General features: G+C 53.6%; 16 protein-coding genes. 5 read left to right on the top strand and 11 right to left on the bottom strand.

Annotated elements, in window-relative coordinates; all coding sequences use genetic code 11:
- Nucleotides 1-98 precede the first annotated feature (98 nt).
- Entirely contained in the window at nucleotides 99-401 is a 303-nt protein-coding gene (locus tag NSU18_RS01560) for a HesB/YadR/YfhF family protein (protein WP_341022465.1), read from the bottom strand.
- Between the two features lie 519 nt (nucleotides 402-920).
- On the opposite strand from NSU18_RS01560, the gene NSU18_RS01555 reads away from it, so the two are divergent.
- From NSU18_RS01555 to NSU18_RS01545, 3 genes are all read left to right on the top strand, one after another.
- Nucleotides 921-2669, top strand: a complete 1749-nt coding sequence (locus NSU18_RS01555; protein WP_341148011.1) for an ABC transporter ATP-binding protein — start codon at nucleotides 921-923, stop codon at nucleotides 2667-2669.
- A 22-nt stretch (nucleotides 2670-2691) separates the two neighbouring features.
- Complete coding sequence (locus NSU18_RS01550) at nucleotides 2692-4785, top strand: ABC transporter ATP-binding protein (RefSeq protein ID WP_341148010.1); 2094 nt, start codon at nucleotides 2692-2694, stop codon at nucleotides 4783-4785.
- 188 nt (nucleotides 4786-4973) lie between these two features.
- A complete protein-coding gene (locus tag NSU18_RS01545; RefSeq protein ID WP_341150965.1) occupies nucleotides 4974-6296 on the top strand; it encodes a DNA glycosylase AlkZ-like family protein in 1323 nt (440 codons plus the stop codon).
- Between the two features lie 712 nt (nucleotides 6297-7008).
- On the opposite strand, the gene NSU18_RS01540 is transcribed toward NSU18_RS01545, so the two are convergent.
- The 5 genes from NSU18_RS01540 to NSU18_RS01520 form a co-directional block, all read right to left on the bottom strand.
- A complete protein-coding gene (locus tag NSU18_RS01540; protein ID WP_036724577.1) occupies nucleotides 7009-7473 on the bottom strand; it encodes a hypothetical protein in 465 nt (154 codons plus the stop codon).
- Nucleotides 7474-7508: 35 nt separating this feature from the next.
- On the bottom strand, nucleotides 7509-8219 hold the full coding sequence (locus NSU18_RS01535) for a hypothetical protein (protein WP_341148009.1): 711 nt from the start codon (nucleotides 8217-8219) through the stop codon (nucleotides 7509-7511).
- Nucleotides 8216-9217 carry an ABC transporter ATP-binding protein gene (locus NSU18_RS01530; RefSeq protein WP_341148008.1) on the bottom strand — a complete coding sequence of 334 codons (1002 nt, stop codon included), beginning with the start codon at nucleotides 9215-9217 and terminating at the stop codon, nucleotides 8216-8218. The genes NSU18_RS01535 and NSU18_RS01530 overlap by 4 nt, the downstream gene beginning before the upstream one ends.
- Before the next feature lie 148 nt (nucleotides 9218-9365).
- Nucleotides 9366-9713 (bottom strand): four-helix bundle copper-binding protein, encoded by a 348-nt coding sequence (locus NSU18_RS01525; RefSeq protein WP_341022476.1) that lies wholly within the window; start codon nucleotides 9711-9713, stop codon nucleotides 9366-9368.
- Between the two features lie 95 nt (nucleotides 9714-9808).
- Nucleotides 9809-10810: a CobW family GTP-binding protein gene (locus tag NSU18_RS01520; RefSeq protein ID WP_341148007.1), complete on the bottom strand. Its 1002-nt coding sequence runs from the start codon at nucleotides 10808-10810 to the stop codon at nucleotides 9809-9811.
- Between the two features lie 183 nt (nucleotides 10811-10993).
- On the opposite strand from NSU18_RS01520, the gene NSU18_RS01515 reads away from it, so the two are divergent.
- Nucleotides 10994-11509, top strand: a complete 516-nt coding sequence (locus tag NSU18_RS01515; protein ID WP_341023359.1) for a MogA/MoaB family molybdenum cofactor biosynthesis protein — start codon at nucleotides 10994-10996, stop codon at nucleotides 11507-11509.
- 109 nt (nucleotides 11510-11618) lie between these two features.
- Nucleotides 11619-11834 (top strand): hypothetical protein, encoded by a 216-nt coding sequence (locus NSU18_RS01510; RefSeq protein WP_341022478.1) that lies wholly within the window; start codon nucleotides 11619-11621, stop codon nucleotides 11832-11834.
- Nucleotides 11835-11934: 100 nt separating this feature from the next.
- On the opposite strand, the gene NSU18_RS01505 is transcribed toward NSU18_RS01510, so the two are convergent.
- The 5 genes from NSU18_RS01505 to NSU18_RS01485 form a co-directional block, all read right to left on the bottom strand.
- Nucleotides 11935-12534 carry a DUF1349 domain-containing protein gene (locus tag NSU18_RS01505; RefSeq protein WP_341022480.1) on the bottom strand — a complete coding sequence of 200 codons (600 nt, stop codon included), beginning with the start codon at nucleotides 12532-12534 and terminating at the stop codon, nucleotides 11935-11937.
- Complete coding sequence (locus tag NSU18_RS01500) at nucleotides 12534-13742, bottom strand: MFS transporter (RefSeq protein WP_341148006.1); 1209 nt, start codon at nucleotides 13740-13742, stop codon at nucleotides 12534-12536. The genes NSU18_RS01505 and NSU18_RS01500 overlap by 1 nt, the downstream gene beginning before the upstream one ends.
- Before the next feature lie 252 nt (nucleotides 13743-13994).
- Nucleotides 13995-16301: a thiamine pyrophosphate-dependent enzyme gene (locus NSU18_RS01495; RefSeq protein WP_341022484.1), complete on the bottom strand. Its 2307-nt coding sequence runs from the start codon at nucleotides 16299-16301 to the stop codon at nucleotides 13995-13997.
- Between the two features lie 26 nt (nucleotides 16302-16327).
- Entirely contained in the window at nucleotides 16328-17338 is a 1011-nt protein-coding gene (locus tag NSU18_RS01490; protein ID WP_341023361.1) for a 2-oxoacid:acceptor oxidoreductase family protein, read from the bottom strand.
- A 395-nt stretch (nucleotides 17339-17733) separates the two neighbouring features.
- Nucleotides 17734-18963 carry a glycosyl hydrolase family 8 gene (locus tag NSU18_RS01485; protein ID WP_341148005.1) on the bottom strand — a complete coding sequence of 410 codons (1230 nt, stop codon included), beginning with the start codon at nucleotides 18961-18963 and terminating at the stop codon, nucleotides 17734-17736.
- Nucleotides 18964-19272 lie beyond the last annotated feature (309 nt).

Here is a 19272-nt window from a genome sequence, read left to right as displayed (position 1 = left end):
ACAATTCCCACAATAAAAGGGGCTGTCACTTTTGGGACAGCCCCTTGTTCAGCATCCCGGCAGCGCGCCGGGATCTGCCATTCACTCCAGCTCTCCCCTTATGTCACCGGCACAGGCTCATACTTATATTCGATGTCATCCTCTGCTTCAGCATAGACAATCGACAGATTGTACCCCTCCATATACCACAGATCCTGCTCTTCCATGTAGAAGGTCAAGCCGCCCTCCATGAACTGCACAGCAGGACGTCCCGGCTGCTCGGTGGCAATGCCAAGCGAGAAGCCGGGATGCAGGCCCCCGCCTGAGCTGTACCGGGGGAACAACCGGATATATGCGCCCTCTTGGAGGCTCAGCTCTCTTAGGAACCAGGCGGCTGCTTCCGGACTAATTAATATGTTCATCTCTCCACTCCTCCCCTCTACCCCAATCATACCCAAAAAACTTCAATTCACCAAATCATTGCAGCAATGCAGCCAGATATCCTGCCGCCCCGCAAAATTAAGTTTGACAATTCTTAAAGTGTGATGATAAACTCGGAACATAACGAAACGTCTTCAAGTAATTACCAAAATGAAGAAAGGGTGATCTCGGTGTTTAACATGGATATGGTATACCTCGCCACTATTGTAGAAAACTATACCCAACTGAATACCGAAGCAGCCCGAGCAGTGGAGAATTCCTGAGGTTCATGCGTATTACGCGTAACGTATGAGAACAGGCTTAACTTATCTCTCACATGTCTCTGTGCTGCTTATAGCACCGTGGACATGATAACCGCAATTACAGGCGTATCATCCGTTTTCGGATGGTACGCTTTTTCGCGTGCTATGAGGTTATGATCCGCTGCAAAGTGTCCGTAAATGTTCCGTTAACCAAGCTAACTTAGTAATTACTCCAAGCACGAAAGGAAGGGATTTACCTTGTTCTCCGTACTCCGAAATCTCGGCTGGTTCTTCCGCCGGGAAAAAAGGCGCTATACTATAGGCCTCATCCTTCTTATTGTGGTAGGTGTGTTAGAACTCCTGCCCCCGCGCCTGCTAGGCAACGCCATTGACGAAATCGTTACCGGTTCCATCACCGCAGGTTCACTTATGAAATACATTGGCCTGATCGTACTTATGCTGCTGATCATTTACTGGATCACCTACATATGGATGCACAAGCTGTTCGGGGGATCGAATCTGGTGGAGCGTCTGCTCCGCTCGCGCTTCATGAACCATCTCATGACGATGACCCCCGCCTTCTTCGAGCGTAACCGCACCGGGGATCTGATGGCCCGTGCCACCAATGATATCCGCGCCGTCTCCGCCACCGTAGGCTTCGGGATGCTCACCCTTGTCGACTCCACCGTATATCTCACGGTTGTCCTGTTCGCCATGGGATTCCTGGTCAGCTGGAAGCTGACACTGGCCGCCGTTATCCCGCTTCCGATGATTGCGGTAGCCATGGTGTTCTACGGCAAAGCGATCCACGACCGTTACAGTCTGGCGCAGGATGCCTTCGGTGATATGAACGACCAGGTACTGGAATCCGTATCGGGTATCCGTGTCATCCGCGCTTATGTGCAGGAGCGGCATGATGAGAAGCGCTTCTCTGACATTACAGATGATGTGTACCGCAAGAATATGGCGGTCGCCCGGGTCGATGCCTTCTTCGAGCCGACGATCCGCTTGTTCGTGGGACTCAGCTATATCATCGCCCTGACCTACGGAATCTATCTCGTATTCCGTAACCAGATTACCCTTGGTGATCTGGTATCGTTCAATATGTATCTCGGGATGATCGTGTGGCCGATGTTCGCCATCGGCGAGCTGATTAATATCATGCAGCGCGGCGGCGCTTCACTGGAGCGGATCGACGAGACGCTGAATGCGAAGCCTGATGTCAAGGATGTGCCTCATCCGGTTCCGGTAGCGCAGCCGACCACCATTGAGCTGAAGGATGTAACCTTCCGGTATCCGACCTCTGCCATCGATAATCTCAGCGGAGTCAGTTTATCCCTCTCCCAGGGCCAGACGCTTGGCGTGGTCGGACGGACCGGCAGCGGCAAATCGACGCTGCTGAAGCAGCTCCTGCATGAATATCCGGCCGGAACAGGCGAGATTCTAATCTCCGGGGTGCCGATTACCCAGATTGCCCTCGACCAGCTTCACAGCTGGATGGGCTATGTGCCGCAGGAGCAGATTCTGTTCTCCAAATCCGTGCGCGAGAATATCCAGTTCGGATATTCCGGGGCCAGCGATGAGCGGATCATGCAGGCGATTACCGCCGCTGCCTTCCAGAATGACCTCGGCACCTTGTCCGACGGGCTGGATACGATGGTTGGCGAACGCGGCGTCTCCCTCTCCGGGGGGCAGAAGCAGCGGGTCTCGATCTCCCGGGCCTTCATCGCGAATCCTGACATTCTGATTCTGGATGATGCTCTGTCTGCCGTGGACGCGCGGACAGAAGCGAAGATCATCGAGAACATCCGCGAGGAGCGCAGCGGTAAAACCACGCTCATCTCGACCCACCGCCTCTCGGCGATTGAGCATGCCGATCTGATCGTTGTCCTCGAAGACGGGCATATTACAGAACAAGGCACACACCAGGAGTTGCTGGAGCTCGGCGGATGGTACCGTGAGCAGTTCGACCGCCAGCAGGTTGAGAATAATCTGACGAATGAATAACCCCATACAGGAGGTGTCACCGTTGACACAGAGTACAGGCAAACGTCTGCTGCAATATGCACTGACCGCCAAAAAGACCTTCATCGCCGCCCTTCTGCTCCTGACCATCGGAGTAGCGGCTGAGCTGGCAGGGCCTTTTATCGCCAAGAGCATGATTGACAATCATCTGCTTGCGATTGAGAAGCCCTACTTCCAGACAGCCTCGCCGGAGGATGCTGCGGAATATAACAACACTTATTACAAACGCGGTGACCGTTTTGCCGCAGATGAAGCCAAGGGCCAGGAAGTCCGTCTGCTTCAGGCAGGCAGAAGCTTCTACTTCATCAATGAAGCGGTAGCGAAGACGGAAGGCGAGCGCTCCTTCGCAGACGGGAAGCTCCAGATCAAATACGGCGGGCAGACGACGGTCTATCCGGCCGTCAAGCTGTCGGCTGGTGATTTGTTTTCCTTTTACAAGCCGGAGCTTCCGGGAATCTATCAGTTAGTCGCTCTATATGCCATGTTCCTTGTGATCTCCATTATTGCTGAGTTCGGCAAAACCTACTGGCTGCAATCGTCTGCCAATCAGGTCATCCGCAAGCTGCGGACCGATGTCTATGCCCATATCCAGCGCCTGCCGGTCTATTTCTTCGATAATCTGCCTGCCGGTAAAGTAGTCTCCCGGGTAACTAATGATACGGAAGCAGTCAAGGATCTTTTCATTGCCGTGTTATCCAACTTCGCTACAGGGATCATCAATATCACCGGTGTCTATGTGGCCCTCTTCCTGCTCGATGTGAAGCTGGGACTGGTCAGTTTGTTCGTCGTACCGATTATTATTCTCTGGATCGTGCTGTACCGCAAAATCGCTACCAAATACAACACGATCATCCGCTCGCGGCTGAGTGAGATTAATGCCATTATCAATGAATCGATTCAAGGGATGTCAATCATCCGGATTTTCCGCCGCCAGAAGCAGAGTAGTGCAGAATTTGAGCAGCTCAATGACGACTATCTGAAATATCAGAACAAAATGCTCAACCTGAACGCCTTCACCTCCCACAACCTGGTGAACTCGCTGCGCAGCCTCTCCTTCGTACTGGTGCTGTGGTACTTCGGCTTCGGCAGCCTGGACGGTTCAACCTTCGTATCGCTTGGCGTTCTCTATGCCTTTGTCGATGTACTGGGCCGGATGTTCCAGCCGATTACGGGCATGGTCAACCAGCTGGCGAATCTGGACAGCTCAATGGTCTCCGCCGGCCGCGTGTTCACGCTGATGGATGAGCCGGGAGAGCCGGTCACTGACGGATCGATGCCGCGTTACAAGGGAAATGTCGTATTCAAGGATGTCTCCTTTGCTTATAAAAAGGACTTCGTCCTGCGCGATATCTCCTTCGAGGCGCGCCCGGGCGAGACTGTCGCCCTTGTCGGCCATACCGGCTCCGGCAAAAGCTCCATCATCAACCTGCTGTTCCGCTTCTATGATCCGCAAGCCGGAAACATAACGATCGATGGGCAAAAGGTCAAGGACCTGCCGAAGCAATGGCTGCGCAGTCATATGGGCATCGTGCTTCAGGACCCTTACCTCTTCACCGGTACCATTGCCTCCAATGTCAGTCTGGGTGACGAACGGATCTCTAGAGAGCGTGTCGAACGCGCCTTGCGTGAGGTAGGAGCCGATAAGCTGCTGGCCCATCTGCCGCAAGGCTTCGATGAACCGGTCATTGAGAAGGGCAGCACCCTGTCCGCCGGACAGCGGCAGCTGATCTCCTTCGCCAGAGCGTTATCCTTCGATCCGGCGATCCTGATTCTGGATGAAGCAACGTCGAACATCGATACCGAGACGGAGAGCATTATCCAGCAGGCACTGGAAGTGCTGAAAAAGGGCCGGACCACCTTCATCATCGCTCACCGGCTGTCGACCATCCGCAGTGCGGACCAGATTCTGGTGCTGCACCGGGGTCAGATCGTTGAACGCGGCAGCCATGATGAGCTGATGGCACAGGGCGGCCGATACTTCCGCATGTATCAGCTTCAGCTGGGTGCAGGTGCCGGGAACGGCCCGGGCGAGCCGGCTCCGGAGTCCGGGGCCCCTGCTTCTTCCGCCGGACTCCGGCCATCGCTGGAACAGATCTAGTTTGGCTGCTTAAGTCCAGTGGCTCTAGTACAGTAATTTAAGGCCACTGGCGGCAACCGCTTATTCCGGACATACATTGCAATAAGAACACCCTCTGACGCAGCAAAGCATCAGGGGGTGTTCTTTCACTTGATATCAGAACGTTTGTTCTGTATAATGAAACAATACATATTATGGATGGAGTGAAGATGATGATAACCTACAGTCTTAGCAAGCGGCAAGCCCGCCTGTTCCTGCTGCGCCATCAGCGGCTCGTCCCGGGCGGATTGCCCGGCGGTAAGCAGAGTATCTATGACTTCGTCCGGCATGTAGGCTGTATCCAGTATGATCCGCTCAGCATAGCCGGACATAATCACGAGCTGGTGCTTCAGGCAAGAATCCCCGGCTTCGTGCCCGAGATGGCCAATGAGCTGCTATATAAGGACAGAACGCTGATTGACGGCTGGGATAAGAACATGTCGATCTACTGCACAGAGGATTGGCCGTATTTCCAGCGGCGCCGGGAAGCTGCCGCCAGGCATCAGCATAACGAGGCCATGGCGGCCATGATTACCCATGTCCGTGCGGGGCTGGATGCACGCGGACCGCTCTCTTCACTGGACCTGGAGAGTACGGAGAAGATCGACTGGTCCTGGGCTCCGGCAAGACTCTCCCGGGCTGCCATGGAGAGCATGTACTTTTGGGGCGAGCTATCCATCCATCACCGGGTGCACACCCGCCGTTATTATGACTATACGGCCAAGCTGCTGCCTCCTGAACTCCTAAGCGCAAGCGATCCTAACGAGACGCTGGAGCAGCATCATGACTGGTATGTGCTGCGCCGGATCGGCAGCATCGGCCTGCAATGGAACCGGTCCGGGGACGGCTGGCTTGGCATCGCAGGTCTGAAGAGCAAGGAGCGGACAGCGTCCGTACAGCGGCTGCTGGAGAAGGACCTGCTCCGCGAGGTACAGGTGGATGGACTGAAGCTTCCGCTATACATCCGCACAGCAGACGTCCCTGAGCTTGAAGCCGTATTGCTTGTAGATGATACTACGGCAGCTGCAGATGAGTCCGCAGCAGGGCCTCGGGCTGGTAATGAGAGCGGGGCCCGTTATGCTGAACAAGCTGCCTCCTTCGCGGCGGCACTGGCCCCGCTGGACAATCTGCTGTGGGACAGAGAGCTGATCCTCCAGCTGTTCGGCTTCCAATACCGCTGGGAGGTCTATAAGCCAGTGCTTGAACGGGAATACGGCTACTATGTCCTCCCCCTCCTCTACGGCGACCGCTTCATCGGCCGGCTGGAGCCGGTGATGAACAAGAAGACCGGCGTCCTGACCATCGTCCGCTGGTGGTGGGAGGACGGGGAGACACTTGAACACTCCATGCTCCCCGCACTCGCGGGGGCCTTGACTTCGCTGCAACATTCGACCGGGGCCACCGCGATCCGCTTCGCGCCGGATGTCGTGCACTCCTGCGGACTGCAGGAGTTGGAGGAGGCGCTGTCTGCTGCGCCTGTACAAACTAATTAATTCAATCACCTGATCCCCCAGCGGGTGGAGGATGTCGGGACTTATGCGGTGCGTCCGCACAGTTTGTGCGGACTCCCTCCATATTGGTCATCCGCCCACTTCTGGGCAATCGGCGAATTCAGGGGCACTAGTGCTCCTCATTCGGGCGTTTGGCTCGCATCCGCTGAATTCAGGTGCACTAATGCTCTTCACTCGAGCGTTTGGCTTGTATCCGCTGAATTCAGGGGCACTAATGCTCCTCATTCAGGCGTTTGGCTTGTGTCCTCTGAATTCAGGGGTACTTCTCCCCCTCTCGTCTCTCCGTCTGCAAATCCCACCACGTACACCCCGCCAACCAATCGTGTTCAGTTTTCCGCATACATTCGGCACACGTACACCTACCTGCCCCAATGTATTCGGTTTTTCGACTACATTTCATCCACACGCCTCCATCACGTCAAATGTAATCGGTTTTTCGATTACATTCCGCTCGCGCGCCTCCACCACGTCAAATGTAATCGGTTTTTCGACTACACCCCGCCAACTAATCGTATTCCGGTTTACATATACATTCGGTCCACTCCCCCCTCCTAACCCATTTCATTCAGCTTTCCTTATCCTTCCAGACACTACTTACGCTCAGCTTATGTATCCAAAGAAAACTCCCTCTGACGCAGTCTTGCTGCGATAGGGGGAGTCCTCTAGTAAGTGTAGATATATTTCATTAGATGCCTCATTGGATATGCTCTTCCTCAAGGCCCAGCTTGCTGTACATCTCTGTGCAATAACCCTGCAGCTTAATCTCCAGCCGGCTTGCCTTGTTCTTGAAGCGCTTCAGTTCACGGATCATATGGGCCCGGCCTGCTGGGGTGAAGGTCTCTTGAATTCGTTCCTTGAAGTAATCATGGACAATATGATTGCGTTCCTTCCATACGGCCTGCAATTGACTCGTCTCTTCCTCAGAGAAGGGGAAGTGGTGCTGGATTTCTTTGATGAGTTGGCCGAGTGAATTGCTTAGCTTGCGTTGATACAACTCTGCGATTTCGGCATCGGTTGGCGTCTTGCCCTGCGACAGCTTCGTCAGCAGCAGCAGATTTGTTAATTGCTGCTCCAGTGCCTGGCAATAGTACACAGCCAGCCCGAAATAGGCAAATAGCTCTTTGGATTGTTCACTCTCCGGTATTTGTGTATCCTTCATCGTTCCTCCCGTCCTTAATCTGATCATATTTGAATTTATATTGTTTTGCTATAGTCCATGCGGCCGGAACGGTAAATGTAGAATCCGGCAAGCAATATTATGTACGCCAACGCGTGGGCATAGGCTCCGAGCACGGAGGAAACCGGCAGAGTCTCTGCATTCATCATTCGATCCATAACCGGATATACCGGCGGCAGGAGAATGGATACAACGGGCCCAGGCACCACTTCAGCCACTTTACCGGCACTAATCGATAGAATGAGGAGAATCAGCATCATTCCGGCCGCATAACCAGCCCGCGGTACCCACGAGGATTGCAGGTACAAGGAGAGCGTGATCCCTAATAACCCCATTAGAGCATGTCCGGCCAAGCTAAGCAATATCCGCTGAAGTCCAGCTGGCTCTTGGAAGCTTCCGGCCAATACAGGATAGATTACAATGATTACATCCAGCAGAAGCGTAAGCAGAATAAGGGTCAGCAGGCTTCCGATACTGTAGCGGCGGGCACTGCGGAGCTGAACAATAACCACCTGCTTCTGCACTGCCTGCTCATGGTTAAGGAAGCTTAAGCCAAGCCACGCACAGGCTACGAATAGAAAGACTGCCGTTGCCGAATAGCTGCTCATGACCGGGTTAGGCTTGTAAGAATACAGAATTAATACCGTAATCATAATGCCGGCCACGGGTCCGAAGAACCGCTGGGAAACTGTATAACTGTGCAAAAAATAACCAATTAGCCCCTTCACGCGCGTTCACTCCCGCTCTGATTCTTGGGGTCCATCCACTCGGCGAGGTCGCTTACTCCCCCGAGAGGCTTCACCGAAACTATGGAACCGCCCGCCGCAAGAATCTGCTTCAGGCAGGTATCTGACATTTGCTGATCTACAGTCAACTCTGTACAAGCTGTACCGGCGAAGTCCCGCTCCGGCAACATGTGAATGACTCCAGGCAAGGCCTCCAGAGCCTGCTGGGCTTGTCCCGGGAGTGCCGTATAGACGATATTCACTACTGGAGCACTCTTCAGCTTCTCCGCTCCATGAATCGTCCGAATGTTCTGCCCTTGATGTAATACATATACTGTATCCGCGACAGCTTCGATGATCTGCGGTTCATGAACGGACAAGACGAGCGCCGTGCCCTCCGCCTTCAGCTCCAGCAGGATATCGATAAGCGTATCTTGTGCCGGCAGATCCAGTCCCGACATTGGCTCATCAAGCAGGAGCAGCTGCGGCCGGAGGAGCAGGCTCTGGATCAGGTTGACTTTCTGCAGCATCCCCTTGGAGAAGCCTGCCAGCTTGCGGCTGCGTGAGGATTCGAGACTGAACAGCTGCAGCAGTTCGTTGATCCGGGATGCCGAAGCCGCTTCAGGGAGCCCGGCAATCCGGCCCATGCAGCGCAGATAGTCTTCGGCGGTGAGCTTCAAGCCGGGAAAGGCTTCAGGTGCATAACCTGTGGTTATCACCTGGCGGTCGCAGATAAGAGCGCCGGAGGACAGCTTGAGCAGTCCCGCGAGGATGGACAACAGTGTACTCTTGCCGGACCCGTTGCGGCCAATCAGAGCCGAGGCCGTGCCAGGAAGAACCGTCATCGATATTCCGGTCAGTACCGGGCGGCCTCCATACCGCTTGCTGCCTTCAGTAATTGTAATTAGAGGTGATGCATTCGTGGCTTCCAGGCCTCCTTCCATTCGTGCATGCCTATGGGCCGCACCGGACGGCAGCCTGATTATTCTCTTATGTAACATTCGCCGGAATGCCTTTATTCTCCTTTTTAATTTCCCGGTTCCATCCATTTCACATCGAAAAAACCAGAACTGTGCAGAATAAAGTCTGCAGCCGCCCTGGTTCCTGTTAAGTATTCAATGCAGTATATGTTAGTCCTTAAGGGTGATGTCAGGCGTAGACTTCAACAGCTTCACTGACCCTTCTGCAGGCCATGGCTGCATTGCGGCAGGTATCGATGCAATCCTGGCAATGGTTATGCTTATGACGGCTGCTTGTGTCGGCGCAGCGGTCACAGATGTCAGCACATAATTTGAGGATTTCGGCCACGAACGGGCTTCGGCGGGTCATCGCTTGAATAGCGAAGGAGCAGATGTCTGCGCATTCACGGTCCAGCTGGATGCTCTCCCGCAGATCGGCCAGATCATATTCCTTGAGGCTTGAGACATAGCTATAGTTACAGGCATCCATACATTCAATCAAAGCATTAATGCATTCCTGATATTGAATTCGGGTCATAGCCTTACAACCTCCTGCAATTAGTATAGGGTATGCCTATGTATTAACCTGCAAGAATAAGAACGAACCATTCATAAGGAACGGCAGATGGTTAACTATAGGCTTCGTTTGACCGCTGCGGGTCTGGTCAGCAGTCGTCCCTCCAGGCGCAGAAGCTCCCTGCGCAGCTCTCCGGAGGAGAAATGCTCACCGATGAATACCGCAACATCCGGCACCTCTCCCTGGGGCGTAATTCTCATGAAATCCGCTTCCCTGTAGGCATACTGAAACAGAAACCGGCTGGAGGTATCGGTAAAAGTTACGATCCCCTTGGCCCGGTATATATCGCGCGGCAGCTCCTTCACAAACCGTTCAAATTCCTCACTGTTCACGGGATTCTGGAAATAATGGGTGTAAGCCATCACATGATCATGGGAAGCATGCATCGCCCCCTCAGGTCCGCTCTCCACCTGCTCTCCGCCCGCAGACCGGTCTTCCGTATGGACGGCTCCCACACTGCCCAGCAGCACTTCCGGCTCCAGTTCACAGCGTACCGCAGGCAGAATCTCCGCGTAGGCGTTCCACTTGCGTAATACCTCTGAGATTTCTGCAATCTCTGCGGCTTGAATACGGTCCGTCTTGTTCAGGATCAGGACGGATGCACAACGGATCTGCTCCTGCATCAGGCGGTACGTAGCCCCTTGCTGGGAGCGGTAGAGCTCCAGCAGATGGGCGGCATCGACGACGGTAATCAGCCCCTTCAGCTCTACCTGCTGATATAGAGAGGTCTCCGTTACCGCATCCACAATCTCCAGCGGGTTGGCTGCGCCCGTTGCCTCGATGATAACTACATCCGGGGATTCTTTCTTGACCAGCGTGGTCAGCTCGGTGCTCAAATCGCCCCTGCTCGTGCAGCAAATGCAGCCGCCCAGCATCTCTGCCATCGGCACAGACTGCTCCACCAGCAAGCCGTCCAGGTTCACCTCACCCAGCTCATTCATAATTACAGCCGGCCGCAGGCCCTGAAGATTCCAATGATCCAAAAGACGCTGTAGTAATGTGGTCTTGCCGCTGCCGAGAAATCCCGACAAAATATATACTGGTAGTGACTGTTCCAAGTTTGCTCTCTCCCTGCCTCAAACGGTTATGGTAGCGAGTGTACTACAATGACCGCCTCTGTGCAAGGCAGTACTGCCTATGTAGGCCTACAGCAGCTTCCCCCGGAGCTTGTTATTACTGCTTCCATCCCCTATCATGAGAAATATAAGCTGCACAGCAGATATTAAAAGGAGCTGGTTCGTATATCATCCGTCGAAGAACACCGGAGCGAAGCCCCGGATTCAGTCGCTTGCTACATCATAACGGTCTCAGATACCCGGACCATCGATACGGACACCGGAGGGCCTCTGATCCAGAGTCTGCTGGAAGGCGCCGGCTATACCGTGACCGGACGCACCATCGTCAAGGATGATTATGAGGATATCCGGGAGCTGGTCTACAAAAGCTCCGTCCATTCCGGCATCGAAGCTGTGCTTCTGACAGGAGGGACCGGTATTTCCCCCCGTGACACCACCTATGAGGCCGTAGCCTCTCTGCTGGACAAGTCGCTGCCGGGCTTCGGGGAGATTTTCCGGCTGCTGAGCTTCACCGAAGATATCGGCTCAGCCGCTATGCTCAGCCGGGCCATTGCCGGCACGATCGGCAGCACCGCTGTCTTCTCCATGCCCGGCTCCACCGGTGCGATCAAGCTGGCCATGGAACGGCTGATCCTGCCCGAGCTGCGCCACGTCATGCGCGAGATCTACAAGCGTTCGTGAGCTGCAGCATGGACGGACACCTATTTTGCCGGAAAATAGACAAATGAACAAGCAGGCTCCTGCATAACGCGTATACTGGCATAAGTCCACTGCGAAGGAGCTGAGTGTAATGAGAAATTGTCCGAAATGTCCTACTGAAACGGTTACAGATCCCACACAGGTTGTATATGAAGATTACTATCATCCCCAGGTGGTCCAGGTGGTCCACCATGTCGAGGTCGTCAGACGCCACCACTGTGTTCCGGTCCCTCACCATATCTACACTTATTCCGTCCGGGATGAAATGTGCGGGCCTACCGCAATGGTGCGCAGCAGAAGAAGATAGTCTGCCTCTCCCGTAAGTAGGATAGTATATTGCAAAAAGCAAAACCGCCGTCTGCGCTTGAAGATACGCGCAGCGGCGGTTTTGCTTTTGCCGGGAAAGCCTATACGATTGGCGGGTCTGTATGAACGTCTGCATCGGGTGCTGTTGCCGCCCAGCGAGTGAAGGTGACCTCAAAGCCAGCCCGCGTCGGAGCACACAGGAATGGTCCCGCTTGGCTGCCAGTCTCATACGGGAACCGGGCAACTCGGATGGTCCGCCATGGATGATTCTCAGTTCGCGCTCTGAGGATTACCGCATCCTTCATCCGCGAAGCCCGCAGGGTAATCACCTCGCCCTTCCATTCAGGAATAGGGGACAATGACCAGTCAGAGTAACCGTCCGTCACAACTGCACCTATATGGGGAACACCATCATTCAGCTCAATACCGGCTTTGATCCATTGCTCACTGCTGTGCCATAGCATAATGCCTGCCTGGTCATACAGCTCCGTGAACCCGTCCAGAACAAAGCTGATCTCTATCGCCTCTGCCTTATCCCAGGGGGCAAGCAGCGCATGACCGCTATCATGCTGGAAGCCGTACATCGTTTTTTCCCAGTAGTCGCTGCCCTCCGCTGAAAGGGTCACCAATTGACCGTCCACGGTTCTGCTTGACACCGGTTTATTGCTCCATGCTCCATCCTGCCAGTCTATGAATCTCATTACAGGCTCACCTCTCCTTGTCGTTTGCTCATATTCCGGTTAATGATTTCAGAGCTTACTATCATCACTAGGATATACCCGATCATTGCCGGCGGGAGAATCATGAAGGTGCTCCGCGCCGCCGCCCAGCCTAGCAGTGGAGGCAGAAACGCACCGCCGGTGTAAGCCAAGGCCATCTGATACCCCATAATCTTCTGCGAATGCTCTGCTCCGAACCGGGCGGGCGTCTCATGCAGCATGCAGGGGAAGATCGGTGCCGAGCCAAGGCCAATCAGAATAAAAGCGACCAGTGAATACACCGCCGGAAGCGGCAAGGCCAGCAGCAGCGCACCCGCGAGTGAAACCGCCAGTCCGCCGCGAATCAGCGTACGGTTGCTGAACCGGAAGGTAATGAAGCCGGTAATCAGCCGCCCGGCCGTGATTCCGCCATAATAGAGCGAGACCCATCCGGCCGCCGTTGCCGGGGATACCTCCTTGACGTTCACCAGATAACTGCTGCCCCACAGCCCTACCGTAGCTTCCACTCCGCAATAGAACAGGAAGGTAAGCATCGCCAGCTTCACGCCTTTGATCCGCAGCACCTTACCCTCAGCGGGAACGGCCGCCGGCCGGGAATCTGCCTTCTCAGACATCTCTACAGGCTGCTGTCCGCCCTGTTTGCTTACCCTTGTCCACAGCGGCAGACTGAAGAACAGTACCACGACTAGTGCAAACTGAATCATGCTGACCGCGAAAAATCCTGTTCTCCATGACTCACCATTCGCAATATACCGCGACATCAGGATCGGCCCCAGCATAGCCCCTATCCCCCAGAAACAATGCAGCCAGCTCATATGATGCGCTTTGTAATGAGTTGCCACATAATTATTCAACCCTGTGTCGATCGAACCGGCCCCAAGACCCAGCGGCAAGGCCAGCAGAGCCACCCACAGGACAGAGGAGGAATAAGAGAAGCCGAGCAGGGCAAGAGCCGTTACCGCCACGCTGATAAAAGTAACCATTCCCGTTCCGAGCCGCTTCAGTACCACACTGCTGGCCAAGCTTGAGATAATCGTCCCGGCGACCACTATCATTGACAGCAGTCCGGCCAGCTCGACCGGAGCCCCGAAATCCAGCCGGATAATCGGCCAGGCTGAGCCAAGCATCGAATCCGGCAGTCCCAGGCTGATGAACGCCAAATAAATAATAATTAAGAATACCGTTGCCATGCTACCCCCGCCTAACCTTCTAATGATCGCTGAATTCCTCCACCTGCAGCGGTGGTGGCTTGACCTCAAAACCACTTTTTAACTATCAGTCGCCTCGTTACTATATTACTTTATAAAAGTATTATAATAAATAGTTTTTTCGGGCTATTTGTGGTTACAAAATAGCCCGGCAGAGTGACTCTGCCGGGCGGGTACTAGCTTTAGCTGTTTCTTATGCTTATGAATACCAAGCTTCCAATAAGATCCTACACCTTACAAGTCTGGATGCTCATGCTTCGCTTTGAGGCGGCTCCAGCGGCGCTGAACTTCACCCTCGAAGCTGCGCAGAGCCGGTTCATTCTCCGGCTTCAGCAGATGGCGGGTCTTGCCCATCGTCTTCAGCCAGGCGGATACTTCTATCCGTTTGTCCTTATCTTCCGGGTTGTAAGTGATACTTGTAATTCCCTGCTCAACTTCATAGAGCGGGAAGAAGCAGGATTCGACAGCCAGGGACACGATATCCGTGCCGTCCTTGTCTTCACTCATCCAGTTCAGCGGACAGGCAATGAGAATCTTGCCGTAGACCAGGCCTTCATTTTGCGCATACCACTGGGCTTTTGCTGCCTTCTTCAGCATATCCTGCGGATAAGCTTCACAGCCGGTGAAGACATAAGGAATGTTGGTAGCCGCCATAATCTGTGCTGTATCCTTGTGCTGGGTTACCTTGCCCTGCTGGGTTTTGCCGATGCTTGAGGTGGAAGTCCGGTGTCCGAGCGGTGTCGAATAGGACTGCTGTGCACCTGTGTTCATGTATCCTTCGTTATCATATTCTACGATAATCATCTTATGGCCGCGCAGCGCTGCACCGATTGCAGGTCCCATTCCGATGTCCATTCCGCCGTCGCCGGTAACCATCACGAACGTGAAGTCTTCCTTCAGCCCCAGCCCGTCAAGCTCACCCCGGCGTTTGCGTTCCCAGAACATCTCAACCACACCGGACAGTGTAGCCGCACCATTCTGGAACAGATTGTGGATGAACGTCGATTTATGGGAGGAATACGGATAACCTGTAGTCGTTACCATCGCACAGCCGGTGTGGTAGAGCGCTACGATATCGCCTTCGATCCCCTTGAAGAACAGCTCCAGCCCGGAGAAAATCCCGCAGCCCGGACATGCTCCGTGCCCTGGAGACAGGCGTCTTGGCTTCTTCATCAGCGAACGCACCGGCGGAACTCTGACACTCAGCTTGCCGGTCTCTTCGTTCTGGGTTACCGTGATCAGGCCGGTCTTCAGCTTATCGAAGTCCATCGGCTTCAAGAGGCGCTTCGGCGCATTCTCCGGCGCTCCCGGATTGTGGCCGTAGTAATCGAACGGAATCTCGACACGGTCTGCAACAACAGCATCCATAGCCAGCTGGAAGAAGTGGTGTCCGTCTTCGGCGTAGAAGTCTTTACCGCCCAGTCCGTAGATCCGGCTGATAACCTTAGTCGTGGTATTACCGTAAGTGAACAGTGCTGCCTTAATCTCGTTCACCATGTTACCGCCGTGTCCGCCAACCGAATCTGCACGGTCACCTACAGTAATGGCTTTGACATTCTTCAGCGCTTCGGCAATCTGCTTCTGCGGGAACGGGCGGATCATGTTCGGGGAGATCGCTCCCGCCTTGACTCCCTGCTCGCGAAGCTGATCGACTACATCCTTAATGATCTCCGAAGCGGAGTTCATCAGGAAGACTGCGACATCGGCATCCTCCATCCGGTACTGCTCGATCATCTCATAATGGCGTCCGGTCAGCTCTGCGAACTCCTGCGCGATCTCTTCGAACACTTCACCGGCATTGTACATCGCAACGGATTGCTGATAACGGTTGTTAATGTAATCCGGTTCATTCATGTAAGGTCCCACAGTGACCGGGTTATTACGGTCCAGGGTATCAGTGAAGCCTGCAGGCGGCTGTTCGCCAACGAACTTGTGAACATCCTCACGGTGGGCAAAAGCCTGTACCCGGCGCTTCTGGTGCGAAGTGAAGTAGCCGTCAGAGGCCACCATCACCGGCAGCCGGACCTTGGCGTGCTCCGCCAGCTTCAGGGCCATCAGGTTCATATCATAGACCGACTGCGGATCACGGCACATCAGGATCGGCCAGCCGGTGTTCAGGGCAAAGTACAGATCCGAATGGTCTCCGTGAATATTCAGCGGTCCCGAGATCGAACGGCAGACCAGGTTCATGACCATCGGCATCCGCGTACCTGCTTGTACAGGCAATTGCTCCAGCATGAACATGTAGCCTTGAGCGCTCGTTGCATTGAACACACGGCCGCCCGCTGTAGAAGCGCCATAGCAGATCCCGGCGGAGCTGTGCTCGCCGTCGGACGGTACCAGCATGATATCGTGCTGGCCGCTGGCCTTCATCGTATCGAGGAACTGGGCCACCTCAGTCGATGGGGAGATCGGGAAATAACCCATGACATGATAGTTAATCTGATGCGCGGCATAGGCCGCCATTTCATTGCCGGACTCGTATAGGAATTTCTGCTCCACCTTGGCGGAGCCTAGTTCTTTTTCATAATCAATAGCCACAATGTATTCCACCTTTCTTCCGGGTTTTAGACTGGAGTTACCAGATCGAACTGATGCTTTACGGTATGACTGTCTGCGAAGCCTTCCTTCTCTCTCATGCTGGATAATGCTGAGGTCGGACAGGCACCGATACATTTCAGGCAGCCTTTACAGTACTGGTAGTCAATACCGAGCAGGAACATCTGCGAACGGCCCTTGCGGTCCAGACGCTCTTCCCACACGAAGCACTGGTCAGGACATACCGTGTCACACTGTGCGCAGTTAATGCAGGACTCCATTTCATAGACCGGAAGCATACCGGAACGGGAGATGCTTAGATTCTTCAGGAAGCTGCCGCCAGGATTCGTAATCGTTCCGCCCATCGGCTGCGTCTCATAACCGAGAGCCGAGATATCGGAACGTACATATTCCGGCATGCTGTCTCCGGCAGCCAGCTCGAACTGCATGAACTTCACTTCATTGTAGCCGCGCTCGAAGGTTGTAATAGCGGACTGGACAGCCTGCGGATATTTTTTGCCGAGGGACTTTTCAATGACGCCCTTCATAATTTCAGTGTCAAGGAACGGGCAGAGCCGGAAAAGCGCCCCCAGCATGGCCATATTGACGCGGTTCTTCTCCTTGAGCGCGATGCTGGTAGCATCAATCACTGCAATCGTGCCGGCCTTCATCTTCAGCAGCTCTCTGAGTTCTTCCGGCGTCTTGGCCGAGTTCACGAGAACGGTGCTGTGTTCATGAATTCCGCTGGTTACATTAACGGTCTTGGCAAGTGCTTCGTGAAATACGCCGACAACATGCGGACGCTCGACCGGCGAAGTATCGCGGATATGGGTATCCATATCACAGAAACGGATGTGAGCCTTAACCGCAGACCCCTTCTTCTCCGAACCGTACGATGAGAAGCTGACGCCGTTCAGCCCTGCGCCGACCACTCCTGCTTCCGCCAGCATTTTACCTGCCAGGTTCGCGCCCAGGCCTCCAATGGATTCCAGACGAATCTCAAAGAATCCCAGTTCATTTACTATTGGCAATTGTACCACCGACATAACCCCTTTCTTAGTACATCCTTTTGACTTTTTCAACGATTGTAACTTGATTTTGTAAGCCGCGAAGTGACATATCTTGCATTTTCCACGCTCAGGAAATCACAATTCTTTATAGATTTATGCAGGTTTCTTTATACGCGACAGTGCGGTGTTATTTCAATAGAAGGAAAGCTTCCATGAAAATGACAAAATGTGAAGTTTCTGTGTAATTCCGCACTTTCCTAAGCAAACTGTGGATGAGATGTCATCCTTAATTTAGCAATAAAATTAAAAATTAAGATGTTAAAAATATCACAGAAATAATGATATATATCACAGGTGCCTGGTACCAAAAGAAAGAAACTCCTATCCATTCAAGGAAGGAGTTCCATCTTCATTACTATTCCTGCTTAGTAAGCCCACCAGTTGCCTGACATGACAATCATCGAGAACAGCTTGAGGCTGTCTTCATAATAATTCTCCGGTGCGCTGTTAGCCGTATGGCTCCAGAGGGAGTTCAGCCAGCTCTGGTTCGAGGATGAGGTCATTGCGCCCACTCCGAAGGGGCCGTAGAAGGCTCCGCTGTTGTAGCTTCCGAAGGTGGTTCCGTCCAGCTTGTAGCCATCCTTGATATTGCCTGGCGTGCCTCCTGTCTTGGTCTTAATCCAGGAGTTGAGCTGAGTCAGCTGGGATAAGGCGCGATTGTCGCCGGTAAGCAGATAATCGGTGGTGATCCGCCATGGAACCCGGCACGAATTATAGTTGTAATCCCCGTCACGCTGAGATTCCAGGAAGTTCGCAGCAGCAGGCTGATACGTATTGTTAGAATAGACTACGAAGTCAGGAAGCAGACCGGTTGTGGAGCTATAGCCGCTATACAGGCTGTTGATTAAGGTATAAGTCTTGTTCGTTACGTTCTGCCAGCGGGCATCCCCCGTAGCGGCCTGGAAGGCTTTGAAATGATTCACCATGAAATCCGAAGGGCGGGTGGCTGTGTTATAAGAGCCGCTGTTCGCCCAGTCTCCGAGACGGATTGTCCATTGGGACTGATTGATGTCATTATTCATAATGGCGTTGATAATATTGGTCGCAGCCTGCAAGTAGTTAACCGTTCCGCTGCTTCCCCATTGCTTATGAGCGAGCAGCAGAGAGTAAGCGATATCCAAGTCGCCGTCTGTGGCCGAGTTCTGGCCTTCGACATTCTGAAAGCTGCTGTTCTGCTTCCAGGACATCAGGTAAGGATTAATAGAGCTGGGATGCTCGGTGTAATAATTATAGAGTCCATTGTAATAGGTCTGCGCATTGCCGTCATAGCCGGCCATCAGGACGGTGAACAGCATTCCGTAGCCCTGCGCTTCAGATACGGTCTCGCCATTCGAATTATACTTCACATAGTATTTCCCGGTGCCTGCCGGCTTGAGGTATGTCCCCTTCCAGGCATCCCATTTAGTCTTCACCGCATTATCCAGTGCAGTCTGGCTTACATGATTCGGCTTGATAGTTCCGCTGGTGTAGGTCGTGTGCTGCGGGAACGGCTTGTTGACAGCGGCGAAGGCGGACCCCGCAGGCAGGATGAAGATGGCTAAACAAAGAAGCAGCAGACTTGCCCAGTGCAGCTTGCGCTTGGTTGGCTTGTTCATGAATCATTCACTCCTCAACAGTTATTGGATTGATAATGTTATAGAATTGCTTGTCTCATAGATGGGCAATGGCAGGTTAAGCTCACCTCCTACATCGAGAGTGGCGGCTACAATAAAGAACGCAGCAGTTATAATGAGCTGGATGGCTGATTTTAGAGCGCTTACACTTTTGCCGCAAAAATCGATCTCTTTCTTCCAATTCTGTCATTTGTAACATATTCAATATATGATTTCATAGACTTGCTGTCAATAAGCAGATGGTTGGCCGCTCACACAAAAAGCCCTCTCAAACCGCGGAATTCATACGGC

Origin of the sequence: Paenibacillus sp. FSL H8-0048, assembly GCF_038002825.1 — a bacterium.
Classification (GTDB): Bacteria; Bacillota; Bacilli; order Paenibacillales; family Paenibacillaceae; genus Paenibacillus_AQ.
Note: the sequence above shows the minus strand (reverse complement) of the source record. Positions and strands in the feature narration are given on the sequence as shown.

Coding starts and splice junctions, on each gene's coding strand:
- NSU18_RS01560 (WP_341022465.1), bottom strand. CDS start 401: ATGAACATATTAATTAGTCCGGAAGCAGCCGCCTGGTTCCTAAGAGAG.
- NSU18_RS01545 (WP_341150965.1), top strand. CDS start 4,974: ATGATGATAACCTACAGTCTTAGCAAGCGGCAAGCCCGCCTGTTCCTG.
- NSU18_RS01540 (WP_036724577.1), bottom strand. CDS start 7,473: ATGAAGGATACACAAATACCGGAGAGTGAACAATCCAAAGAGCTATTT.
- NSU18_RS01530 (WP_341148008.1), bottom strand. CDS start 9,217: ATGTTACATAAGAGAATAATCAGGCTGCCGTCCGGTGCGGCCCATAGG.
- NSU18_RS01525 (WP_341022476.1), bottom strand. CDS start 9,713: ATGACCCGAATTCAATATCAGGAATGCATTAATGCTTTGATTGAATGT.
- NSU18_RS01510 (WP_341022478.1), top strand. CDS start 11,619: ATGAGAAATTGTCCGAAATGTCCTACTGAAACGGTTACAGATCCCACA.
- NSU18_RS01505 (WP_341022480.1), bottom strand. CDS start 12,534: ATGAGATTCATAGACTGGCAGGATGGAGCATGGAGCAATAAACCGGTG.
- NSU18_RS01500 (WP_341148006.1), bottom strand. CDS start 13,742: ATGGCAACGGTATTCTTAATTATTATTTATTTGGCGTTCATCAGCCTG.
- NSU18_RS01485 (WP_341148005.1), bottom strand. CDS start 18,963: ATGAACAAGCCAACCAAGCGCAAGCTGCACTGGGCAAGTCTGCTGCTT.